This is a genomic window from Escherichia sp. WS1451 (assembly GCF_046487365.1).
Classification (GTDB): domain Bacteria; phylum Pseudomonadota; class Gammaproteobacteria; order Enterobacterales; family Enterobacteriaceae; genus Escherichia; species Escherichia coli.
The window spans coordinates 101,918-122,752 of the sequence record NZ_JBJQJP010000008.1; the positions used below are offsets into that span (position 1 = coordinate 101,918).

Consider the following 20,835-nt stretch of genomic DNA (forward strand, 5'->3'; position numbering starts at 1 on the left):
CAATTCACCTGTAAATCGCAAGCTCCAGCAGTTTTTTTCCCCCTTTTCTGGCATAGTTGGACATCTGCCAATATTGCTCGCCATAATATCCAGGCAGTGTCCCGTGAATAAAACGGAGTAAAAGTGGTAATGGGTCAGGAAAAGCTATACATCGAAAAAGAGCTCAGTTGGTTATCGTTCAATGAACGCGTGCTTCAGGAAGCGGCGGACAAATCTAACCCGCTGATTGAAAGGATGCGTTTCCTGGGGATCTATTCCAATAACCTTGATGAGTTCTATAAAGTCCGCTTCGCTGAACTGAAGCGACGCATCATTATTAGCGAAGAACAAGGCTCCAACTCTCATTCCCGCCATTTACTGGGCAAAATTCAGTCCCGGGTACTGAAAGCCGATCAGGAATTCGACGGCCTCTACAACGAGTTGTTGCTGGAGATGGCGCGCAACCAGATCTTCCTGATTAATGAACGCCAGCTCTCCGTCAATCAACAAAACTGGCTGCGTCATTATTTTAAGCAGTATCTGCGTCAGCACATTACGCCGATTTTAATCAATCCTGACACTGATTTAGTGCAGTTCCTGAAAGATGATTACACCTATCTGGCGGTGGAAATTATCCGTGGCGATACCATCCGTTACGCGCTGCTGGAGATCCCATCAGATAAAGTGCCGCGCTTTGTGAATTTACCGCCAGAAGCGCCGCGTCGACGCAAGCCGATGATTCTTCTGGATAACATTCTGCGTTACTGCCTTGATGATATTTTCAAAGGCTTCTTTGATTATGACGCGCTGAATGCCTATTCAATGAAGATGACCCGCGATGCCGAATACGATTTAGTGCATGAGATGGAAGCCAGCCTGATGGAGTTGATGTCTTCCAGTCTCAAGCAGCGTTTAACTGCTGAGCCGGTGCGTTTTGTTTATCAGCGCGATATGCCCAATGCGCTAGTTGAAGTGTTACGCGAAAAACTGACTATTTCCCGCTACGACTCCATCGTCCCCGGCGGTCGTTATCATAATTTTAAAGACTTTATTAATTTCCCCAATGTCGGCAAAGCCAATCTGGTGAACAAACCACTGCCGCGTTTACGCCACATTTGGTTTGATAAAGCCCAGTTCCGCAATGGTTTTGATGCCATTCGCGAACGCGATGTGTTGCTCTATTATCCTTATCATACCTTTGAGCATGTGCTGGAACTGCTGCGTCAGGCTTCGTTCGACCCGAGCGTACTGGCGATTAAAATTAACATTTACCGCGTGGCGAAAGATTCACGCATCATCGACTCGATGATCCACGCCGCACACAACGGTAAGAAAGTCACCGTGGTGGTTGAGTTACAGGCGCGTTTCGACGAAGAAGCCAACATTCACTGGGCGAAGCGCCTGACCGAAGCAGGCGTGCACGTTATCTTCTCTGCGCCGGGGCTGAAAATTCACGCCAAACTGTTCCTGATTTCACGTAAAGAAAATGGTGAAGTGGTGCGTTACGCACACATCGGGACCGGAAATTTTAACGAAAAAACCGCGCGTCTTTATACTGACTATTCGTTGCTGACCGCCGATGCGCGCATCACCAACGAAGTACGGCGGGTGTTCAACTTTATTGAAAACCCATACCGTCCGGTGACATTTGATTATTTAATGGTGTCGCCGCAAAACTCCCGCCGCCTGTTGTATGAAATGGTGGACCGCGAAATCGCCAACGCGCAGCAAGGGCTGCCCAGCGGTATCACCCTGAAGCTAAATAACCTTGTCGATAAAGGCCTGGTTGATCGTCTGTATGCGGCCTCCAGCTCCGGCGTACCGGTTAATCTGCTGGTTCGCGGCATGTGTTCGCTGATCCCCAATCTGGAAGGCATTAGCGACAACATTCGTGCCATCAGTATTGTTGACCGTTACCTTGAACATGACCGGGTTTATATTTTTGAAAATGGCGGCGATAAAAAGGTCTACCTTTCTTCCGCCGACTGGATGACGCGCAATATTGATTATCGTATTGAAGTGGCGACACCGCTGCTCGATCCGCGCCTGAAGCAGCGGGTGCTGGACATCATCGACATATTATTCAGCGATACAGTCAAAGCACGTTATATCGATAAAGAACTCAGTAATCGCTACGTTCCCCGCGGCAATCGCCGCAAAGTACGGGCGCAGTTGGCGATTTACGACTACATCAAATCACTCGAACAACCTGAATAACCCTATGCCAATACACGATAAATCCCCTCGTCCGCAGGAGTTTGCTGCGGTCGATCTTGGTTCAAACAGTTTTCACATGGTCATAGCCCGTGTGGTAGATGGTGCCATGCAGATTATTGGCCGCCTGAAACAGCGGGTGCATCTGGCGGACGGCCTGGGGCCAGATAATATGTTGAGTGAAGAAGCAATGACGCGCGGTTTAAACTGTCTGTCGCTGTTTGCCGAACGGCTACAAGGGTTTTCTCCTGCCAGCGTCTGTATAGTTGGCACCCATACACTGCGTCAGGCGCTGAACGCCACTGACTTTCTGAAACGCGCGGAAAAGGTCATTCCCTACCCGATTGAAATTATTTCCGGTAATGAAGAAGCCCGTCTGATTTTTATGGGCGTGGAACATACCCAACCGGAGAAAGGTCGCAAACTGGTTATTGATATTGGCGGCGGATCTACGGAACTGGTGATTGGTGAAAATTTCGAACCTATTCTCGTTGAAAGCCGCCGGATGGGTTGTGTCAGCTTTGCCCAGCTTTATTTCCCTGGCGGGGTCATCAATAAAGAGAATTTCCAGCGCGCTCGTATGGCGGCAGCACAAAAACTGGAAACGTTAACCTGGCAATTCCGTATTCAGGGCTGGAACGTGGCAATGGGCGCTTCCGGTACCATAAAAGCAGCCCATGAAGTGTTAATGGAAATGGGCGAGAAAGACGGGATAATTACCCCGGAACGTCTGGAAAAACTGGTAAAAGAAGTTTTACGTCACCGTAATTTCGCATCGCTGAGTTTACCGGGTCTTTCCGAAGAGCGGAAAACAGTCTTCGTTCCTGGACTGGCGATTTTATGCGGTGTGTTTGATGCTTTAGCCATCCGTGAACTGCGCCTTTCTGACGGGGCGTTACGCGAAGGCGTACTGTATGAAATGGAAGGACGTTTCCGTCATCAGGATGTGCGTAGTCGCACCGCCAGCAGCCTCGCCAACCAGTATCACATCGACAGCGAACAGGCCCGACGGGTGCTGGATACCACTATGCAAATGTACGAACAGTGGCGGGAACAGCAACCGAAGCTGGCGCATCCGCAACTGGAGGCGCTACTGCGATGGGCCGCCATGCTGCATGAGGTCGGGTTGAATATCAACCACAGCGGTTTGCATCGCCACTCCGCTTATATTCTGCAAAACAGCGACTTGCCGGGTTTTAATCAGGAACAGCAGTTGATGATGGCGACGCTGGTGCGCTATCACCGTAAAGCGATTAAGCTCGACGATCTGCCGCGCTTTACCTTGTTTAAGAAGAAACAGTTTCTGCCACTGATTCAGCTATTGCGCCTTGGCGTATTACTCAATAATCAACGTCAGGCAACCACCACACCGCCAACATTGACGCTGATTACCGATGACAGTCACTGGACACTGCGTTTCCCGCATGACTGGTTTAGTCAGAATGCGCTGGTACTGCTTGATCTGGAAAAGGAGCAAGAATACTGGGAAGGCGTGGCTGGCTGGCGGTTGAAAATTGAAGAAGAAAGTACCCCAGAAATCGCCGCTTAATGCTTTGCGGGCCGACGAGAAATGTCGGCCCGCATTATTCAGGCACTTTCGCGAATGGGTTCGATTTCATTCAGCGTATCAATTAACGGTTGCGGCTTACCAATAAGATAACCCTGCATATAATCGATCCCCAAAGAGAACACCGCCTCGCGGATCTCTTCGTTTTCAACGTACTCTGCCACTACCCGCATTTTCTTCATTCGCGCCAGGTGGCAAATCGACGCCACTATCTGATAATCCAGACTATTTGACACAATATTGCGGATAAAACTGCCGTCAATTTTAAGCAAATCGGCATTCACATTTTTAAGCCGCGCATAGCTGGCATAGCCGGTGCCGAAATCATCAATCGCAATCTGGCAGCCTAATTCCTGAAGATGCTGCAAGGTGATTTGCGCCTGCTTAACATTTGTCAGAGCATTACTTTCGGTGACTTCAAAAATAAGTTGCCACGCTTCAATCTGATATTTAGCCAGCAGTTGACTGACTTCAACAGGAAAACGCGCCTGACATACCGAGGTTGGCGACAGATTAATCGCAAAACGGTGAGCGGGCATCTTCGCTCTGTTTTCAGCCATAAATTGCAGCGTATGCTCAATGACCCACATGTCGATACTCGACGATAAACCAAATTCGTGCGCGACCGGCAAGAAGCTGTCGGGGCTGATCAGTTCATCATTATCACCTTTCATGCGCAGAAGAATTTCATGGTAGACATCACCACGCATACCGGTAATCGGCTGGGCCATCAGGAAAAAATGGTTGTGTTCCAGCGCCTGCTGTAGCCGATTCATCATCGCGACTTTATCTTTCAATTCGCGTTGCAAATACATTGCTCCGCGACGCTGCATATTTTCCGGGGCGTTGGTCACGATGGAAAGTTCGGCGACCGTATTTAGCTCTCCCAGCAGCAGGTAGATATGATTCACTGGCGAGCGCACATAGCAGTAACTGACGCCAATCTGCGGTTGCATCGGCATTCCATCCCAAAAGAAACGAAATTGCTTGAGATGGCTATCCAGTGCGGTAATGCGCTCCTGGTGCGATTCTGTATTCAGTCGCAGCGCGAGATCGTTACCCGAAAGCTGATAAACATCTTCACCCGGTTCCAGCAAGGGTGACAGCCAGTGAGAAAGTTTTTGCTTGTATTGAATCCGTAGCATGATGCCATAGTTCTTAACCAGCATTTCCATGCCAGGGATGCGTAAATAACAAAGCGCAGACCAGGGGGCATCACGCAACGCGCGATTCAGGGCGCGAACATTTGGCAGATGAACCACCGGGTCCACATACGCAAGCCGCTGAATGCGTCTGACTACCGCTCTCTGACGGGTTGCCAGTACAGCCATATAATTGACAATAAAAGAGAATACCAGATAACTGGAGGAGGTTATGGTCAGCTGCGTGGTATAGCCAGGATAAATGGGAATGTAATTTTGATAGCTGTGGATGCTGATCATCAACACGACCGCCCAGAGCAGCGAAATCAGCTTATAACCATAGCGCATCGCTCCCCACATCATCAGGGGCAGCAATAATGACAAGGTATAGTTGGTGCTAAAAATTGTGCTTTTTTCATTTAACGGCATGCATAACAGCAGCAGTAAAGCACCTAATGCCAGTAGCCAGAGTGCGAACTCTTTTTTGGTGACTTTGACATCAACCTGCTGTTTTAATTGCGAATAATAACTGCGTAAATAAAACGGATTTCGCACTACACGAATGATGAAGTAGCACAGCGGGACACCAATCAGATTGCCCACCAGTAAGGCCTGATAATTGATTAAGGTCCCGAGGTTAAAAGGCATGACGCCGACCAGATTTTCTCTGCTCGCCAGTAATCCTACAAACGCAGCAAACTGGAAAAGTATCAGAAACAGCGTTGCAGGAAACACAATCTGCCAGAATATACGCTGGGAAATTAAACGGGTATCACCATGTGAAACGTTGTTACGCCGGGGAGTAAAGACCCTGTAACCGCCCCAACAGAGAATGATAATGATAATAAAATTAGCCGTTAATGAGAGCGTTTCGTAGAAACCCAGCTCTGCATATTTGCGGACAAAAATCCCTAAGGCGATCCCTGGCAATGCCGCCCAGCTGAAAAACATCATCATGCTGATCATCAGTGCCAGAGGCAGATAAAAGAGAAAAACCTCACCGGAAGAAATATGCGCGAAAGTATTGATGTGGCCGAAAATGGGCAAGATTAAAGAAGGCAGGAACAGCGGAAGCCCCCACCATTTATCACGTATTTTTATATAAGTTGCATTCAGTTTCATAGATGCTCAGCAGAATCCCCCACATCCTGAAGGAGGTGTATTCAGACAGGCATCCCACCTGACTTCGAATGATGATTATTCATCACTATAGAGAGCATTGATTCTAAGTGTCATATGAAAGTTCCAATTGATATATATCAAACAAAATAACCCTGATTAATGAATTATTACGTTTATCATGTTAATTCATCATTATTACATCATCATTGTAAATAATTAAATTAACTTCCATAACATTAAAATATGTATCCACTGACGCTTTTTTACATAACGAAGAATTGACCATTTTGTCCTGTTGTGCCTTAATGTAAGTACCGTCCACAGCGTGGGACATACTTCAAGGAACCTTTTGTGAGTCAGGCAACCAGTATGCGAAAACGACACCGATTTAACAGTCGCATGACCCGTATCGTACTGCTCATCAGCTTTATCTTCTTCTTTGGCCGTTTTATCTACTCGTCCGTCGGTGCATGGCAGCACCATCAGAGCAAAAAAGAAGCTCAGCAATCCACACTCTCCGTCGAATCACCGGTACAACGTTAGCGGTTACCTTCTCCACTTTCACAGGACATAACGGCACCTCGCTGTCGGATGCTTTTGCTCTTTGGGATTATCAAAGCGGCAGATATTCTTTCATCTTAAATTTTACGTCTTTGTCCTGACTGATGTTTATCCTGTTTGGCTGCGAAATAAATATAAAATTAATACATATGTTTTAATGATGTATTTTTATAAATTATTTTCCACATGAATTTTAATAAATTTAATCTATTCCTTTATACGCAATACATTTACTTTCCTCTTTTGATGATCTTAAATGTCTTATTTTTCGTAATGTGTATAACAAGGAATAGTGATGAAATTTAAAAAATGTCTTCTGCCTGTGGCAATGTTAGCGTCATTCACTCTGGCAGGATGCCAGTCAAATGCTGATGATCATGCCGCCGATGTTTATCAAACCGATCAACTGAATACCAAACAAGAAACTAAAACCGTTAATATTATTTCCATTCTTCCCGCAAAAGTTGCCGTAGACAACTCCCAAAATAAACGAAACGCACAAGCCTTCGGCGCGCTTATTGGTGCAGTCGCTGGCGGTGTAATCGGCCACAACGTGGGGTCTGGCAGCAATTCCGGAACGACGGCAGGTGCAGTTGGCGGCGGAGCTGTTGGCGCGGCAGCGGGTTCTATGGTGAATGATAAAACCTTAGTGGAAGGTGTTTCTCTAACGTATAAGGAAGGCACCAAAGTGTATACCTCCACCCAGGTGGGTAAAGAGTGCCAGTTTACGACAGGTTTAGCCGTTGTTATTACCACGACGTATAACGAAACGCGTATTCAGCCAAATACCAAATGTCCTGAAAAGAGCTAATGATCAGGAGGAGTCATGAAGAAAGTTTTTCTTTGCGCCATCTTAGCCTCCTTAAGCTATCCGGCTATCGCCTCATCATTGCAGGATCAACTCTCTGCTGTCGCAGAAGCGGAACAGCAAGGTAAAAATGAAGAGCAAAGGCAGCATGACGAATGGGTCGCGGAGCGCAACAGGGAAATCCAGCAAGAGAAGCAACGTCGCGCAAACGCCCAGGCCGCCGCTAACAAAAGAGCGGCAACGGCAGCGGCAAATAAGAAAGCTCGTCAGGATAAACTGGACGCCGAAGCCTCTGCGGACAAAAAACGCGATCAAAGTTATGAAGATGAGCTACGCAGCTTAGAGATTCAGAAACAAAAACTGGCGCTGGCGAAAGAAGAAGCCCGCGTTAAGCGAGAAAACGAATTTATCGATCAGGAACTGAAGCACAAAGCTGCGCAAACCGATGTGGTGCAATCTGAAGCTGACGCAAACAGAAATATGACTGAAGGCGGTCGCGATCTGATGAAAAGCGTGGGCAAAGCAGAAGAGAACAAATCGGACAGCTGGTTTAATTAATCGATGTAAGTAACTTCAAGCCTATAATTCTTGAAGATAAAAAACCCTCTGTAGTAACAGAGGGTTTTGTTCATTCATAGTGCAGGGTCAAATCATTCCCACTCAATGGTAGCTGGCGGCTTGCCGCTGATGTCATACACCACGCGGGAAATACCGTTCACTTCATTGATAATGCGGTTGGAAACGCGACCGAGGAAATCGTACGGCAGATGCGCCCAGTGTGCGGTCATAAAGTCGATGGTTTCGACAGCACGCAGAGAGACAACCCAGTCATACTTACGACCATCGCCCATTACGCCAACGGAACGTACTGGCAGGAAGACGGTGAACGCCTGGCTGACTTTGTCGTACAGGTCCGCTTTACGCAGTTCTTCAATAAAGATGGCGTCAGCACGGCGCAGCAGGTCACAGTACTCTTTCTTTACTTCACCCAGAACACGAACGCCAAGGCCTGGTCCCGGGAACGGGTGACGGTACAGCATGTCGTACGGCAGGCCCAGCTCCAGACCAATCTTACGCACTTCGTCTTTGAACAGCTCTTTCAGCGGTTCAACCAGGCCCATCTTCATCTCTTTCGGCAGGCCGCCCACGTTGTGGTGAGATTTGATGACATGTGCTTTACCGGTTGCAGAAGCAGCAGATTCGATAACGTCAGGGTAGATAGTGCCCTGCGCCAGCCACTTCACGTCTTCCAGTTTCAGTGCTTCTTCATCGAATACTTCAACGAAAACGCGACCGATGATTTTACGTTTTGCTTCCGGATCGTTTTCGCCAGCCAGCGCTGACAGGAAGCGATCTTCTGCCGGTACGTGAACAATGTTCAGACCAAAGTGATCGCCAAACATATCCAGAACCTGCTCTGCTTCGTTGAGACGCAGCAGGCCGTTGTCGACGAATACGCAAGTCAGGTTTTTACCGATAGCGCGGTGCAACAGCATTGCGGTTACGGAGGAATCCACGCCACCAGAGAGGCCGAGGATGACTTTATCGTCGCCTACCTGCTCGCGGATACGGGCTACAGCATCGTCGATAATTTTCGCCGGCGTCCACAGGGCTTCGCACTGACAGATATCACGCACAAAACGCTCCAGCATGCGCATACCCTGGCGAGTGTGAGTCACTTCCGGGTGGAACTGTACGCCATAGAAGCGTTTTTCTTCGTTAGCCATGATGGCGAACGGGCAGCTTTCGGTGCTGGCTACGGTGATGAAGTCGGACGGGATAGCGGTAACTTTATCGCCGTGGCTCATCCAGACATCGAGCAGAGGTTTACCGTCTGCTGTCAGAGCATCTTCGATACCGCGAACCAGTGCGCTGTCGTTTACGACTTCAACCTGCGCATAGCCAAATTCACGTTCGTTAGAGGCTTCAACATGACCACCCAACTGCATTGCCATGGTCTGCATACCATAGCAAACGCCGAATACCGGTACGCCTGCTTCAAAGACATACTGCGGCGCACGCGGGCTGTTTTCTTCGGTGGTGCTTTCCGGGCCGCCGGAAAGAATAATGCCGCTTGGATTGAAGTCACGAATTTGTGCTTCTGTCACATCCCACGCCCACAGTTCGCAGTAAACACCCAGTTCACGCACGCGGCGCGCAACCAGTTGGGTGTACTGAGAACCGAAGTCCAGAATGAGGATGCGATGCTTATGAATGTTTTCCGTCATTGACGCTTATTCCGAGGCAAGTGAAACAGATAATATAAATCGCCCGACATGAAGTCGGGCGAAGAGAATCAGGAGCCCAGACGGTAGTTCGGGGACTCTTTAGTAATGGTCACGTCGTGAACGTGGCTTTCCTGAATGCCCGCACCGCTGATACGTACAAACTCCGCTTTAGTACGCAGTTCGTCGATAGTACCACAGCCGGTCAGGCCCATACAGGAGCGCAGGCCGCCCATCTGCTGGTGAATGATCTCTTTCAGGCGACCTTTATAGGCCACGCGACCTTCGATACCTTCCGGCACCAGTTTGTCGGCAGCGTTGTCGCTCTGGAAGTAACGGTCAGAAGAACCTTTGGACATCGCGCCCAGAGAGCCCATCCCACGGTAAGACTTGTAAGAACGGCCCTGGTAGAGCTCGATTTCACCTGGGGATTCTTCAGTACCCGCCAGCATGGAACCTACCATCACCGCGCTTGCACCAGCAGCGATAGCTTTGGCGATATCGCCAGAGAAACGAATACCACCGTCAGCGATAACCGGAATACCGGTGCCTTCCAGGGCTTCTACTGCATCAGCAACGGCGGTGATCTGCGGAACACCTACGCCAGTCACGATACGCGTCGTACAGATAGAGCCAGGGCCGATACCGACTTTAACCGCGCTGCAACCAGCTTCTGCCAGAGCGCGTGCCCCCGCAGCTGTTGCCACGTTGCCGCCGATGATTTGCAGATCCGGATATTTAGCACGAGTTTCACGGATACGCTGCAGAACGCCTTCAGAGTGACCGTGAGAGGAGTCGATCAGCAGAACGTCAACGCCTGCAGCAACCAGCGCGTCGACACGCTCTTCGTTACCAGCGCCAGCACCAACCGCTGCACCAACACGCAGACGGCCTTGCTCGTCTTTACAGGCGTTCGGTTTACGTTCCGCTTTCTGGAAGTCTTTCACGGTGATCATGCCGATCAGGTGGAATTCGTCATCAACCACCAGCGCCTTTTCAACGCGTTTTTCGTGCATTTTTGCCAGCACCACTTCACGGGCTTCGCCTTCACGCACGGTTACCAGACGCTCTTTCGGCGTCATGTAAACGCTAACCGGTTGATTCAGATCGGTCACAAAACGCACGTCACGACCGGTGATGATGCCGACCAGTTCGTTTTCTTCGGTAACCACCGGGTAGCCCGCAAAGCCGTTACGCTCGGTCAGTTCTTTCACTTCACGCAGGGTGGTTGTCGGCAGCACGGTCTGCGGATCAGTTACCACGCCAGATTCGTGTTTTTTCACACGGCGAACTTCTTCTGCCTGGCGTTCAATGGACATGTTTTTGTGGATAAAGCCGATACCGCCTTCCTGAGCCAGAGCAATAGCCAGGCGCGCTTCCGTTACGGTATCCATTGCTGCGGAAAGCATAGGGATATTCAGACGAATAGTTTTCGTCAGCTGGGTGCTGAGGTCAGCAGTATTCGGCAGAACGGTAGAATGAGCAGGAACGAGGAGAACGTCGTCAAACGTCAGAGCTTCTTTAGCGATACGTAGCATGGGCAATATCTCGACCAGAGTGGTTAATAAATATTGCCGCGGCATTATACAGAGCGTAACCGATTGCATCTACCCCTTTTTGCAAAAAATGCTTGCTATCCCCGGAGGGCGGGTTACTATCGACTGAATAACCTGCTGATTTAGAATTTGATCTCGCTCACATGTTACCTTCTCAATCCCCTGCAATTTTTACCGTTAGTCGCCTGAATCAAACGGTTCGTCTGCTGCTTGAGCATGAGATGGGACAGGTGTGGATCAGCGGCGAAATCTCTAATTTCACACAACCAGCTTCCGGTCACTGGTATTTTACGCTCAAAGACGACACCGCCCAGGTGCGCTGTGCGATGTTCCGCAACAGCAACCGTCGGGTGACCTTTCGCCCGCAGCACGGACAACAAGTTTTAGTGCGCGCCAATATTACACTCTATGAACCGCGCGGCGATTATCAGATTATCGTCGAGAGTATGCAGCCTGCCGGTGAAGGGTTGCTGCAACAAAAATACGAACAGCTTAAAGCGAAATTGCAGGCTGAAGGTTTGTTCGATCAGCAGTTAAAGAAACCGCTTCCCTCCCCCGCGCACTGCGTCGGTGTGATCACCTCAAAAACCGGTGCTGCGCTACATGATATTTTGCATGTGTTAAAACGTCGCGATCCGTCTTTGCCGGTGATCATCTACCCCACCGCCGTTCAGGGTGATGACGCGCCAGGGCAAATTGTTCGCGCCATTGAACTGGCGAATCAGCGTAACGAATGTGATGTGCTGATCGTCGGGCGCGGCGGCGGTTCGCTGGAAGATTTGTGGAGTTTTAACGACGAACGTGTAGCGCGGGCGATCTTTGCCAGTCGCATTCCGGTGGTCAGCGCCGTCGGGCATGAGACGGATGTGACGATTGCCGACTTTGTTGCTGATCTGCGTGCGCCAACGCCGTCTGCCGCCGCTGAAGTAGTGAGCCGCAATCAGCAAGAATTACTGCGCCAGGTGCAATCGGCCCGTCAACGGCTGGAGATGGCGATGGATTATTATCTCGCCAACCGCACGCGTCGTTTTACGCAGATCCATCATCGCTTGCAGCAGCAGCATCCACAGCTCCGGCTGGCACGCCAACAAACCATGCTTGAACGCCTGCAAAAACGGATGAGCTTTGCGCTGGAAAATCAGCTTAAGCGTGCCGGGCAACAGCAGCAGCGATTAACACAGCGGCTGAATCAGCAAAATCCACAGCCGAAGATTCATCGCGCGCAAACGCGCATTCAGCAACTGGAATATCGTTTAGCAGAAACCCTGCGCGCACAGCTTAGCGCCACGCGTGAACGTTTCGGTAATGCAGTAACGCATCTCGAAGCGGTGAGTCCACTGTCCACACTCGCTCGCGGTTATAGCGTTACCAGCGCCGCTGATGGCACGGTGTTAAAACAGGTTAAGCAGGTGAAAGTGGGTGAGACACTGACCACTCGACTGGGCGATGGCGTAGTGATCAGTGAAGTGAGTGCTGTGACGAAAAGCCGCAAGCCACGTAAAAAAGCCTGATAGCGCGTTGCGTATCAGGCTTTCAGAACCTCATATTGACAAGGTGGACAAAGTTACTGGAAGCAGGTTGCAAACCCCGGCGTTTTCGCAGGCTGAATGCCACAGTTGAGACTGCCAGAGCCTTCATCAACACCACAATAGAACGACCCAGCCTTATCAGTAGATAAATACGGGAAGCTTATCGAGGACGGCCATCCCAATGTGCTAAAGCCGGAGTGTAATGTTTGTAATTCGGCACTGCTCGGCACGTTATTCATACTGCCACACTGCTGCGCGACATCCCATTTAGAGGAATCCATAACATGCGCCAGCGCCCAGGTTTCATTATTCACATCAGGCGAGGCTGCTGCGGTAGCGCCTGACGGCAACTCCGATTTTAATAGCGGGCGATGCAACGTCTTGCCGCTTACCGTGGCGGTATCCGCCATATGACCCCAGAAATACGCCGTAGCGACATTCGGGCTGGTCGGCACGGTGAAAATCGTGTCCAGCGTCGCCGTTATGGTGGCGTTATCCGTCAGCGTCACCGTCAACGGCGTTTTATATCCTGGCGTATTATCCTGACGAACGGTAAAGCTTGCCGTACCGTCCGCTCCCGTGACTCCGTCGATGGTATTTCCACTGTCAGCCAACGTGACTGCCGCACCGGATGAAGGTTGCACAGTCAAATCGTCCATCGCATCCACATCGCCATACAGCGTCGCCCCGCTGTTACGCGGCACGGCCTCACCGCGTTTTAGGATAAAAGCGATATTCGGCACCGGCTTCCCGGCGCTGTCTTTTACGGTAACGACAATGGGCGCGGCGTCGCCTTTTTTCACCGTCGCCGCCTGTGTGGCGTCATCCAGCGCCGTTGATGTCAGCGTGACGTTGGAAACGCTCGCACGCGGGTTAACCAGGCAGGCCTGATGAGCGGGATTATATTGGCCTCTCGAACCATTTACCAGGCTGACGGCCTGCGGATTACTGCCCCCTTCCCAGTTATCCACCGCCCACCATGCATACTGCGTAGGCCAGCCAATTTGCGCGGTAATCGTGTTTCCTGGATAACGTGTATAGAGCGCTTCTAAATCATCGCTCAATGGTCGACGCGCCGCTTCACAAGGGCTGAGATTGCTGTCAGCCCTCTGCGTTGCGTTAAACACTGGCCAGGCTTCATTGCTATTCGTTATCTGACTTACCCCGGATGTCGACGGCAGCTCTTTCCACAGTTTAGGGCGCTCAAAGACAGCACCGTTTTCCGCCGTGACGGTATCCGGCATATGGCCCCAGTAAGTTGCTAATGCGGCATCCGGGCTGGTGAGGACGGTAAAAATCAGATCCAGAGTAGATACCTTTGCCGTGTCACGGGCCAGGATGGCGTTAAAGGGGATTGCCAGGCCGACAGTATCAGGCTGTTCAACATTGAATGTCGCCGTACCATCGCTACCGGTGAAACCAAGCCATTGTGTGCCATTTGAAACCAGCGGGAATGTCGCCGACACGGGCGTCAGTTCCGTCAACTTTATTTCATTCGCTGGCGTCCCCACGATTGTTCCTGAACGGCTCAACGCTGAATCACGTTTGAGCGTCACCGCTTCGCCCGCCAACGGGTTGCCATCACGATCTCTTACCGTTACCACAATCGGTATTGAGTTACCTTTTTTCGCTGACGCGCTGGGACGGCCGCCATTGCTGGTGGTTCTGGCGTCATCCTGTGCGGATGACGTCAACGTTACGCTGACGCCGGCCGGATGCGGCTGTGCCAGGCAAAGCATCAACGCACTGGTTGTCCCCTTCTGCGTAATGGTTCCGTCTTTCAGGCTGATGAGTTGATAAGTCCACGACGTTCCACTCAGCATGACCATATCATAGGCCCACCAGTTACCTGCATATACGGGTAACCCCAGGTCGGTCATTAGCGTGCCGTTCGGGTGATCGCTATACAAATCCAACAGCTCATTACTACGCGGTTGATTTTCGAGCGGGCAATCTGTCGATGTTAAATTTTGCGCGTTGCTCATATATGACCAAACTTCGCCGTTAGAGCTAATCGATGAGCCTGAGCTGGTTTCTGCTTTCAGCAGCGGTCGTTTGAAGGTGACGCCCGTCGAGCTGGTAAAGGTGTCCGGCATATGCCCCCAGAATTTCGCACTCGGCGAATCCGGGCTGGTGATCACCGTATAGATAACATCCAGCGTGGCGGCTTTCGTCGTATCACGCGCCAGCGTCACGGTTAACGGCGTCGCCAGCCCGGTCGTCGCATTCTGACTCACCTCAAAGGTCGCTTTGCCATCGCTGCCCGTCGTGCCGATCAGTTTTGCTCCACTTGCTGCCAACACACTATTTGTATTCGCGGGTACCAATGCCGTTACGGTAAGGTCGTCCGCACTCGTGTTAACGGTTGCTTTCGAGCGATCCAGCGTCGTTTCACGCGTGAGGGTAAACTCAGCATATGGCATCGGGTTCCCGGCGCTATCACGCACGGTCACCGTCAACGGAATCGTCTCGCCTTTCTTCGCTACGGCGCTCGGTCGTCCACCATTACTGGCCGATTTTGCTGCGTCCTGCGCCGTTGAAGTAAGCTCTATTGTGGCTGCTTCCGTATGTGGTTCTACCAGACACATCACGATCGCCGTATAGCTGGACGATGCCTGCATCAACTGACCATTAACAGGTGAAAATGCCTGATTAGTCCAGTTGCCAGAAACCATCATCATGTCGTAGGCCCACCAATACCCGGCAGACGTCGGCAAGCCGAGCACCGATCCTAACTGGCCGTTAGGGTAATCCGCATACAACCCCTGCATGTCATTCACCAGCGGTTGATACGCCACATCACACCCGGCCTTGCTGGCATCCGCTTTCTCAGTCGCTGTCAGGCGCGACCAGACTTCATTATTGACCGTTATGGCCGTACCGCCAGAGAGTTCGGCTTTGAGGAAAGGCCGCTTGAAGGTAATGCCTTCGCTGCTGGTAAAGGTTTCCGCCATATGGCCCCAGTTGGCCGCCAGCGGTGTATCCGGGCTGGTGATGACGGTAAAGATCACCGGCAAGGTGTCCGACGACACGCCGGTATCGTTCAACAGGGCATAAAAGTCGGTTCTTAACCCGGTGGACGCATCCTGTCGGAGCGTCATCGTGGTGGTTCCGTCTGGCCCGGTTACGCCATACAGGGTGGTCGTTGCACTGGTATCCACCGTCGTACCCGCCTCCGTCGTGACCGACACTTTCTGCGATGACGACACATTTTGACGATTGATCGAGTTCGCGTGTTTCAGGGCAAACGGCGTATTGCCGACGAAATTTCCCTGCGCATCTTTAGTCGAAATGCGGATCGGCACGCTATCGCCTTTCTGCACTTTGACAGCGCTAAGCGTGCTGTCAATGCTGACAAATTGCGCAGGCTCCGCGGCCTCCAGCGTAATCTGGCTGGCAGCCGTCAACGGCGTTGTGCGGCAGGTTTGCAGTACACCCGTGTTCGTCGTGATTTGCGAGGCTGCGCCAGAATCCAGTTGCACCACATTGTAGTAACGGCTCCCCGTTTGCGTGTCACTTGGGGTATTGGTGAGATAGGTCGCTTTTACCGGCCATCCCTGTACCGTACTCATTGCATTACCACTATTAGCGTCATACAACGCTTGCAGGCCTGCCAACGTTGGCATATACGCAACGCCGCAGCCGCTTACAGAAGGATCTGTCGACTGATTTCAGGTGAATCGTACCCAGCTTTCCCCGTTCTCTGAACTGATTTGTCGCCCGCCAGTGTTGGCCAGCTCTGCCAGCAACAGTGGGCGTTTATAGACTGAACCATCGGAGGCCGCCACCGTTTCGGCCATATGTCCCCAAAAATTCGCTTTTGGCGAATCCGGGCTGGTCACGACGGTAAAGACCACCGGTAGCGTTGCCTTGACGCTGCTGGACGTATCCAGTTTTGCCGTGAGATCGGTTCTTAACCCGGTACTGTTATCCTGTTTCAGGGTCAATGTCGTTGCCCCATCAGCACCGGTCACGCCGTAAATGGTTTCACTTGTCGACTGGAAATTATTTCGCGTATTGCCCCAGGCATCCGTCACCGTCAACGAGCCCACGCTCATCGTCGCTGATGCATTAGCCCGACTCACGCTGTTGGCACGCGTCAGGATAAATGCCGTATTGCCCACCAGGTTGCCTTGTGCATCTTTGGTGGTGACGCGCACCACGGATTCTTCGCCTTTTTTCGCTTTTACCACGTTATAGGTGGTATCCAGCGTCGCCGGATCTGCCGCTTCCAGCAGGATCTGGCTCACCGTGGTTACCGGTGTAGTCTGACAGGTCAGCAGTTGCAGCGCCGTTGATGACACTGCCGCACTCGTGCCATTGCTGAGATCGACCGCCTTGTAGTTACGCTGCTCCATGCTGCCATTGTCGGACGTGTTGGACAAATAGCGCGTTGCCACCGGCCAGCCCTGCACGGTTTTCATGGTGTTGCCCGCATTATTAGCAAACAGTGACGTCAGACCAGCCTGAGTCGGAATATAGTTGGTTCCACAGCCACTATACGTCGTGGAAGAGCTCGCATAATTAATGTTAAACAACGCCCAGTTTTCGTTGTCTTCAAGCGTTGATGTTCGCCCAGTCTGACTGCTCAGTTCCTTCAGTAACCGCGGGCGTTTAAAGACCGTACCGTCCTCAGCCGTCACCGTTTCCGGCATATGCCCCCACATTTTCGCCTGGCTGCTATCCGGGCTGGTGACCACCGTAAAGATCGTGTCGATGCTGGATTTTTTCGTCGCATCAGAGTAAAGCGTTGCCATCAGCGCCGTTTTGGTGCCGTGGGTATCCGGACGGGTAATATTAAGGATTTTGCTGCCGTCACTGCCGGTCATGGCGGTATACACCGTTGCGGTGTCATTCAACGTTGTTTCATCGGCCAGCCCGCCATTGACCACCACCGGCGCCACCAGCGCATCGCCGCTACCGGCAATATGTTTTTCGCCGCTACGGGTATAGCCATCACCGCGACTGAGGGTAAATGGCATATCCGCTAACGCGTTGCCCTGTGCATCTTTTACCGTCACCTTAACCTGTAGCGTTTCGCCTTTTTTCAGCGTTGCCGCGTTATTCCCGGCATTCCATTGCGCTTTATCAACCACCTCCAGCGTAATGCTGCTGGCAGGTTTGTTCGCCGTCGTCAGGCAACTGACGTAAACCGGCGTATCGCCGCCGATAGCTTGTGCGCCATCGTTCAGCGCTATCGTGAAAAAGTGCGGCGTCACATCCGCCGGAGAGCTGCTCCAGTAGGGCTGACGCTGCGTTGGCCAGCCGTGCGTCGTTTGCACTGCATTACCACTGTTGGCGCTATACAACGCGCTTAGCTGGGAGCGACGCGGCAGCATATTGGTGCCGCAGCCGCCTTTGCTGGTACTGGACGTATTGGCCTGGCTCACGCGCGCCCAGATTTCGTTATTTTCAGTCAGGGTTCCGTCCGGGCTGGCGATTTCCGCCGCCAGCCTAGGCCGGGTAAAGGTTGATGAATCAACGGTAATCGTTTCATCCATATGGCCCCACATCTGCGCGCCGGAAACGTCCGGGCTGGTTGGGGTAGTAAAAATAACGCTGTAGTTAACGGTATTCGGCAGGTAGGAATTTACCGGTGTTACGCTCAGCACCGTTTTTAGCCCGACGCCCTGCGGTTGCTCGATCTCGACCGTCGCCACGCCCTGGGCATCGGTCGTTCCCGCATAAACCATCGACGGTTGTGATGTGCCATATTGTGTGCCATTCATCGTGATTGCGCCGCTGCTCGGGTCATCAAACCCGCTCACCTGCCCCAACCGGTTATACCCTATGCCTTTGGTAATGGTGAATGCGGTAAAGGGTACCGGGGTATTATTGAGCGCGTTAATCGTACGCACGGTCATTACGATGGTGTCACCCACTTTGGCCTGTGCCTTGCTGCCCACGGTGACATCATGATCGGTGCTGACTTCGACATTCGCCACCATCTCATTGCCCGAGCAGGAGAGGTAATTCTGCTTAAAGCCGGAGTAGCTGTCGACGCTCCCGTTCGCCAGATTCACCGATGAATGCGTGGCTTGCTCCACCGCGCTTAAATAGCCCTGTTGTGCAGTGGGCCAGCCATATTCAGTACCAATCGCGTTACCGGGATGGGCTGAAAACAGGCTTTCCAGTGAGCTCTGGCGCGGTATATGACCGACGCCGCATTCCGCCTGCATACTGGTGTTTTGATCGTACAGCGCCCAGTCTTCGTTATTTTCCCGCACTGTTCCCAGTTCATGCTCGGTTTCATCCGCCAGCAACGGGCGTTTATACAAACTGCCGGACTCAATAATGCCGCGCATATGGCCCCACATCCGCGCTTTGTCACTGTCCGGGCTGGTGATCACGGTAAAAATCACATCTTTGGCATCTGTGGCCATAAAATCGCTGCGCATTTTCGCCGTAATGTGAGTTTTAACGCCCGCACCGCCGGGCTGGCTCAGGGTTAGCGAAGCCTGACCATTGACATCAGTCATGCCTTCATAGGTGTGAGCATCAACCTGTTGTAAATTCGAGCCACCAGCAATCTGTACCGGATGGGTTTCCCAGGCAGGATCGGTTTGATTTTTGCGGTTAACGCCGTCATCCAGATGCAGCGAGAAGTAGTAATACGCCAGCGGTTGATCGTTGTTTTTATTGTCGGTGATCGTCAGACGCATCGTGGCATCCTCACCCACCTTCGCTTTCATCGCCTGTGCCGTATCATCATAGTTTTCTGGCGTAAGGACGATTTTCGGTTCGACGTCAGGCGCGGGTTTGTCCACGCAGCTTACAAGAAACGTGGTGCTATCCGGCTTTTGCGCTTCAGCACGGTTAGAGACATCCGCTGCATGGTGCTGCCCGGTAGTGCCCGCCAGCGATGTCCAGTAATAATCATCCTGCATCGGCCAGCCAAGGACAGTCTGTACCGTGGAGGGAATCACCGTCGCCAGTGCGCCGAAATGGCGCATGCCCGGCAGCACGGTGCAATGGCTGTCTGCCCCGCTCCAGGTGAAAGTGGACCAGGTTTCGTTGTGATCGACGACCGTGGCATTTTCATTGCTGACTTCCGCCGCCAGTTTTGGCCTGCTGAACGTGTAGCCATGAGCCTCGACCGTTTCCGCCATATGGCCCCACATCGTGGCCTGCGCCACATCCGGGCTGGTAAGTACGGTAAAAATCACCGCCGTTTCGCTGGTTTGCGCAATGCCGGAGATGCTGACCACCAGCGGCGTTTTGACGCCGGGCCCATTAGGTTGGGTCACTGTGATGGTTGCCATACCGTTGGCATCCGATGTGCCACGATACTCGGTTACCGTCGTCGTTAACTCGGTGCTATCCAGCACCACCGGCGCGGTATTATTCACCGCGCCCTGACGGTTTTGGGCATCTTTACGTTTGATAATAAACGGAATATTACCCGCGACGTTGCCCTGACAATCTTTGGTGGTGACGGTCAGCGTGATAGTGCCACCAGCGGTGGTTTTTGCCGCCGCGATCGTTTCGTTATAACCACTGGCGCTCACCGAAATTAAATCGCCCTGTGCGGGCGCGATGTTCAGCGTCACTTTCTGGTCAGCCAGCGCCACCGTCCCCTCATAGGGATAACCGGTCGAGGTCAGCAGGTAAAGCAGTGGAATGGTTTGTTGTGTATCTATCTGCGGCCAGGCCACCAGCGAACGCCCGGCCAGACCTTGCGCGCAAAAGCTGCGGTTGGCGATGGGCTGCGGGTTGAGCGGCGTATCCGGCGTGGCGGCATCCGCCCACACCAGACTGACGGTCGGCGGCGTCTGGTTTTCCCAGCGCAGCGCAGGTGGTGTGGAAAACTGGTCGCCTTCACTGTCCTGAGGATTAGCGACTATCAGGTTAGCAGCGTCATCGTCAACGCTAAATTCATTCGGTTTAGCAGAAAACGCCACATCATGAGATGCAGCAGGATCAAGCTGAACGCTTCCCTGATAGACGGGTACGCTGGCGCTATCGGCAATAGGAACTGTACCGTTAAACTCGCCTGTAGAACCAGGATATGTCTGCCATTCCACTCCTGCCCGTGCAAAGTCAGACAGCATAAAGGCTGCCAACATGCCCAGAAGCACAATGATTTTTCCTGGTTTCAGACATACCGACATGTAGAAAACTCCAGCATGATA

Annotated in this window: 10 protein-coding genes and 1 pseudogene; 6 read left to right on the forward strand and 5 right to left on the reverse strand. The window is 51.9% G+C overall.

Features of this window, described 5'->3' with window-relative positions:
* Positions 1-129 precede the first annotated feature (129 nt).
* Both ppk1 and ppx read left to right on the forward strand, forming a co-directional pair.
* Positions 130-2,196, forward strand: coding sequence for a polyphosphate kinase 1 (gene ppk1, locus ACJHX7_RS12560; RefSeq protein ID WP_000529576.1), 2,067 nt, complete (start codon positions 130-132; stop codon positions 2,194-2,196).
* Between the two features lie 4 nt (positions 2,197-2,200).
* A complete protein-coding gene (gene ppx / locus ACJHX7_RS12565) occupies positions 2,201-3,742 on the forward strand; it encodes an exopolyphosphatase (RefSeq protein WP_001121363.1) in 1,542 nt (513 codons plus the stop codon).
* Positions 3,743-3,780: 38 nt separating this feature from the next.
* Here ppx and pdeF read toward each other — a convergent pair whose 3' ends face one another.
* Entirely contained in the window at positions 3,781-6,024 is a 2,244-nt protein-coding gene (pdeF, locus tag ACJHX7_RS12570; protein WP_094029969.1) for a cyclic-guanylate-specific phosphodiesterase PdeF, read from the reverse strand.
* Positions 6,025-6,205: 181 nt separating this feature from the next.
* The gene (locus ACJHX7_RS12575; protein ID WP_000017552.1) at positions 6,206-6,358 is read right to left on the reverse strand and encodes a hypothetical protein; all 153 of its coding nucleotides are present in this window, start codon (positions 6,356-6,358) and stop codon (positions 6,206-6,208) included.
* 17 nt (positions 6,359-6,375) lie between these two features.
* On the opposite strand from ACJHX7_RS12575, the gene ACJHX7_RS12580 reads away from it, so the two are divergent.
* The 3 genes from ACJHX7_RS12580 to ACJHX7_RS12590 all read left to right on the forward strand — a co-directional run bounded on the left by ACJHX7_RS12580 (position 6,376) and on the right by ACJHX7_RS12590 (position 7,951).
* Positions 6,376-6,567, forward strand: coding sequence for a YfgG family protein (locus ACJHX7_RS12580; RefSeq protein ID WP_000076001.1), 192 nt, complete (start codon positions 6,376-6,378; stop codon positions 6,565-6,567).
* Between the two features lie 310 nt (positions 6,568-6,877).
* Complete coding sequence (locus ACJHX7_RS12585; RefSeq protein ID WP_001295476.1) at positions 6,878-7,396, forward strand: glycine zipper 2TM domain-containing protein; 519 nt, start codon at positions 6,878-6,880, stop codon at positions 7,394-7,396.
* 15 nt (positions 7,397-7,411) lie between these two features.
* Positions 7,412-7,951, forward strand: a complete 540-nt coding sequence (locus tag ACJHX7_RS12590; protein ID WP_000755173.1) for a DUF5384 family protein — start codon at positions 7,412-7,414, stop codon at positions 7,949-7,951.
* Between the two features lie 92 nt (positions 7,952-8,043).
* Here ACJHX7_RS12590 and guaA read toward each other — a convergent pair whose 3' ends face one another.
* Positions 8,044-9,621 (reverse strand): glutamine-hydrolyzing GMP synthase, encoded by a 1,578-nt coding sequence (guaA, locus tag ACJHX7_RS12595; RefSeq protein ID WP_000138270.1) that lies wholly within the window; start codon positions 9,619-9,621, stop codon positions 8,044-8,046.
* A 68-nt stretch (positions 9,622-9,689) separates the two neighbouring features.
* The gene (guaB, locus tag ACJHX7_RS12600; protein ID WP_001299507.1) at positions 9,690-11,156 is read right to left on the reverse strand and encodes an IMP dehydrogenase; all 1,467 of its coding nucleotides are present in this window, start codon (positions 11,154-11,156) and stop codon (positions 9,690-9,692) included.
* 161 nt (positions 11,157-11,317) lie between these two features.
* Between guaB and xseA the strand changes: the two genes are divergently transcribed.
* On the forward strand, positions 11,318-12,685 hold the full coding sequence (gene xseA / locus ACJHX7_RS12605) for an exodeoxyribonuclease VII large subunit (RefSeq protein WP_032171774.1): 1,368 nt from the start codon (positions 11,318-11,320) through the stop codon (positions 12,683-12,685).
* A 53-nt stretch (positions 12,686-12,738) separates the two neighbouring features.
* On the opposite strand, the pseudogene ACJHX7_RS12610 reads toward xseA, so the two are convergent.
* Positions 12,739-20,814, reverse strand: a pseudogene (locus ACJHX7_RS12610) (adhesion domain-containing protein).
* Between the last annotated feature and the right edge of the window lie 21 nt (positions 20,815-20,835).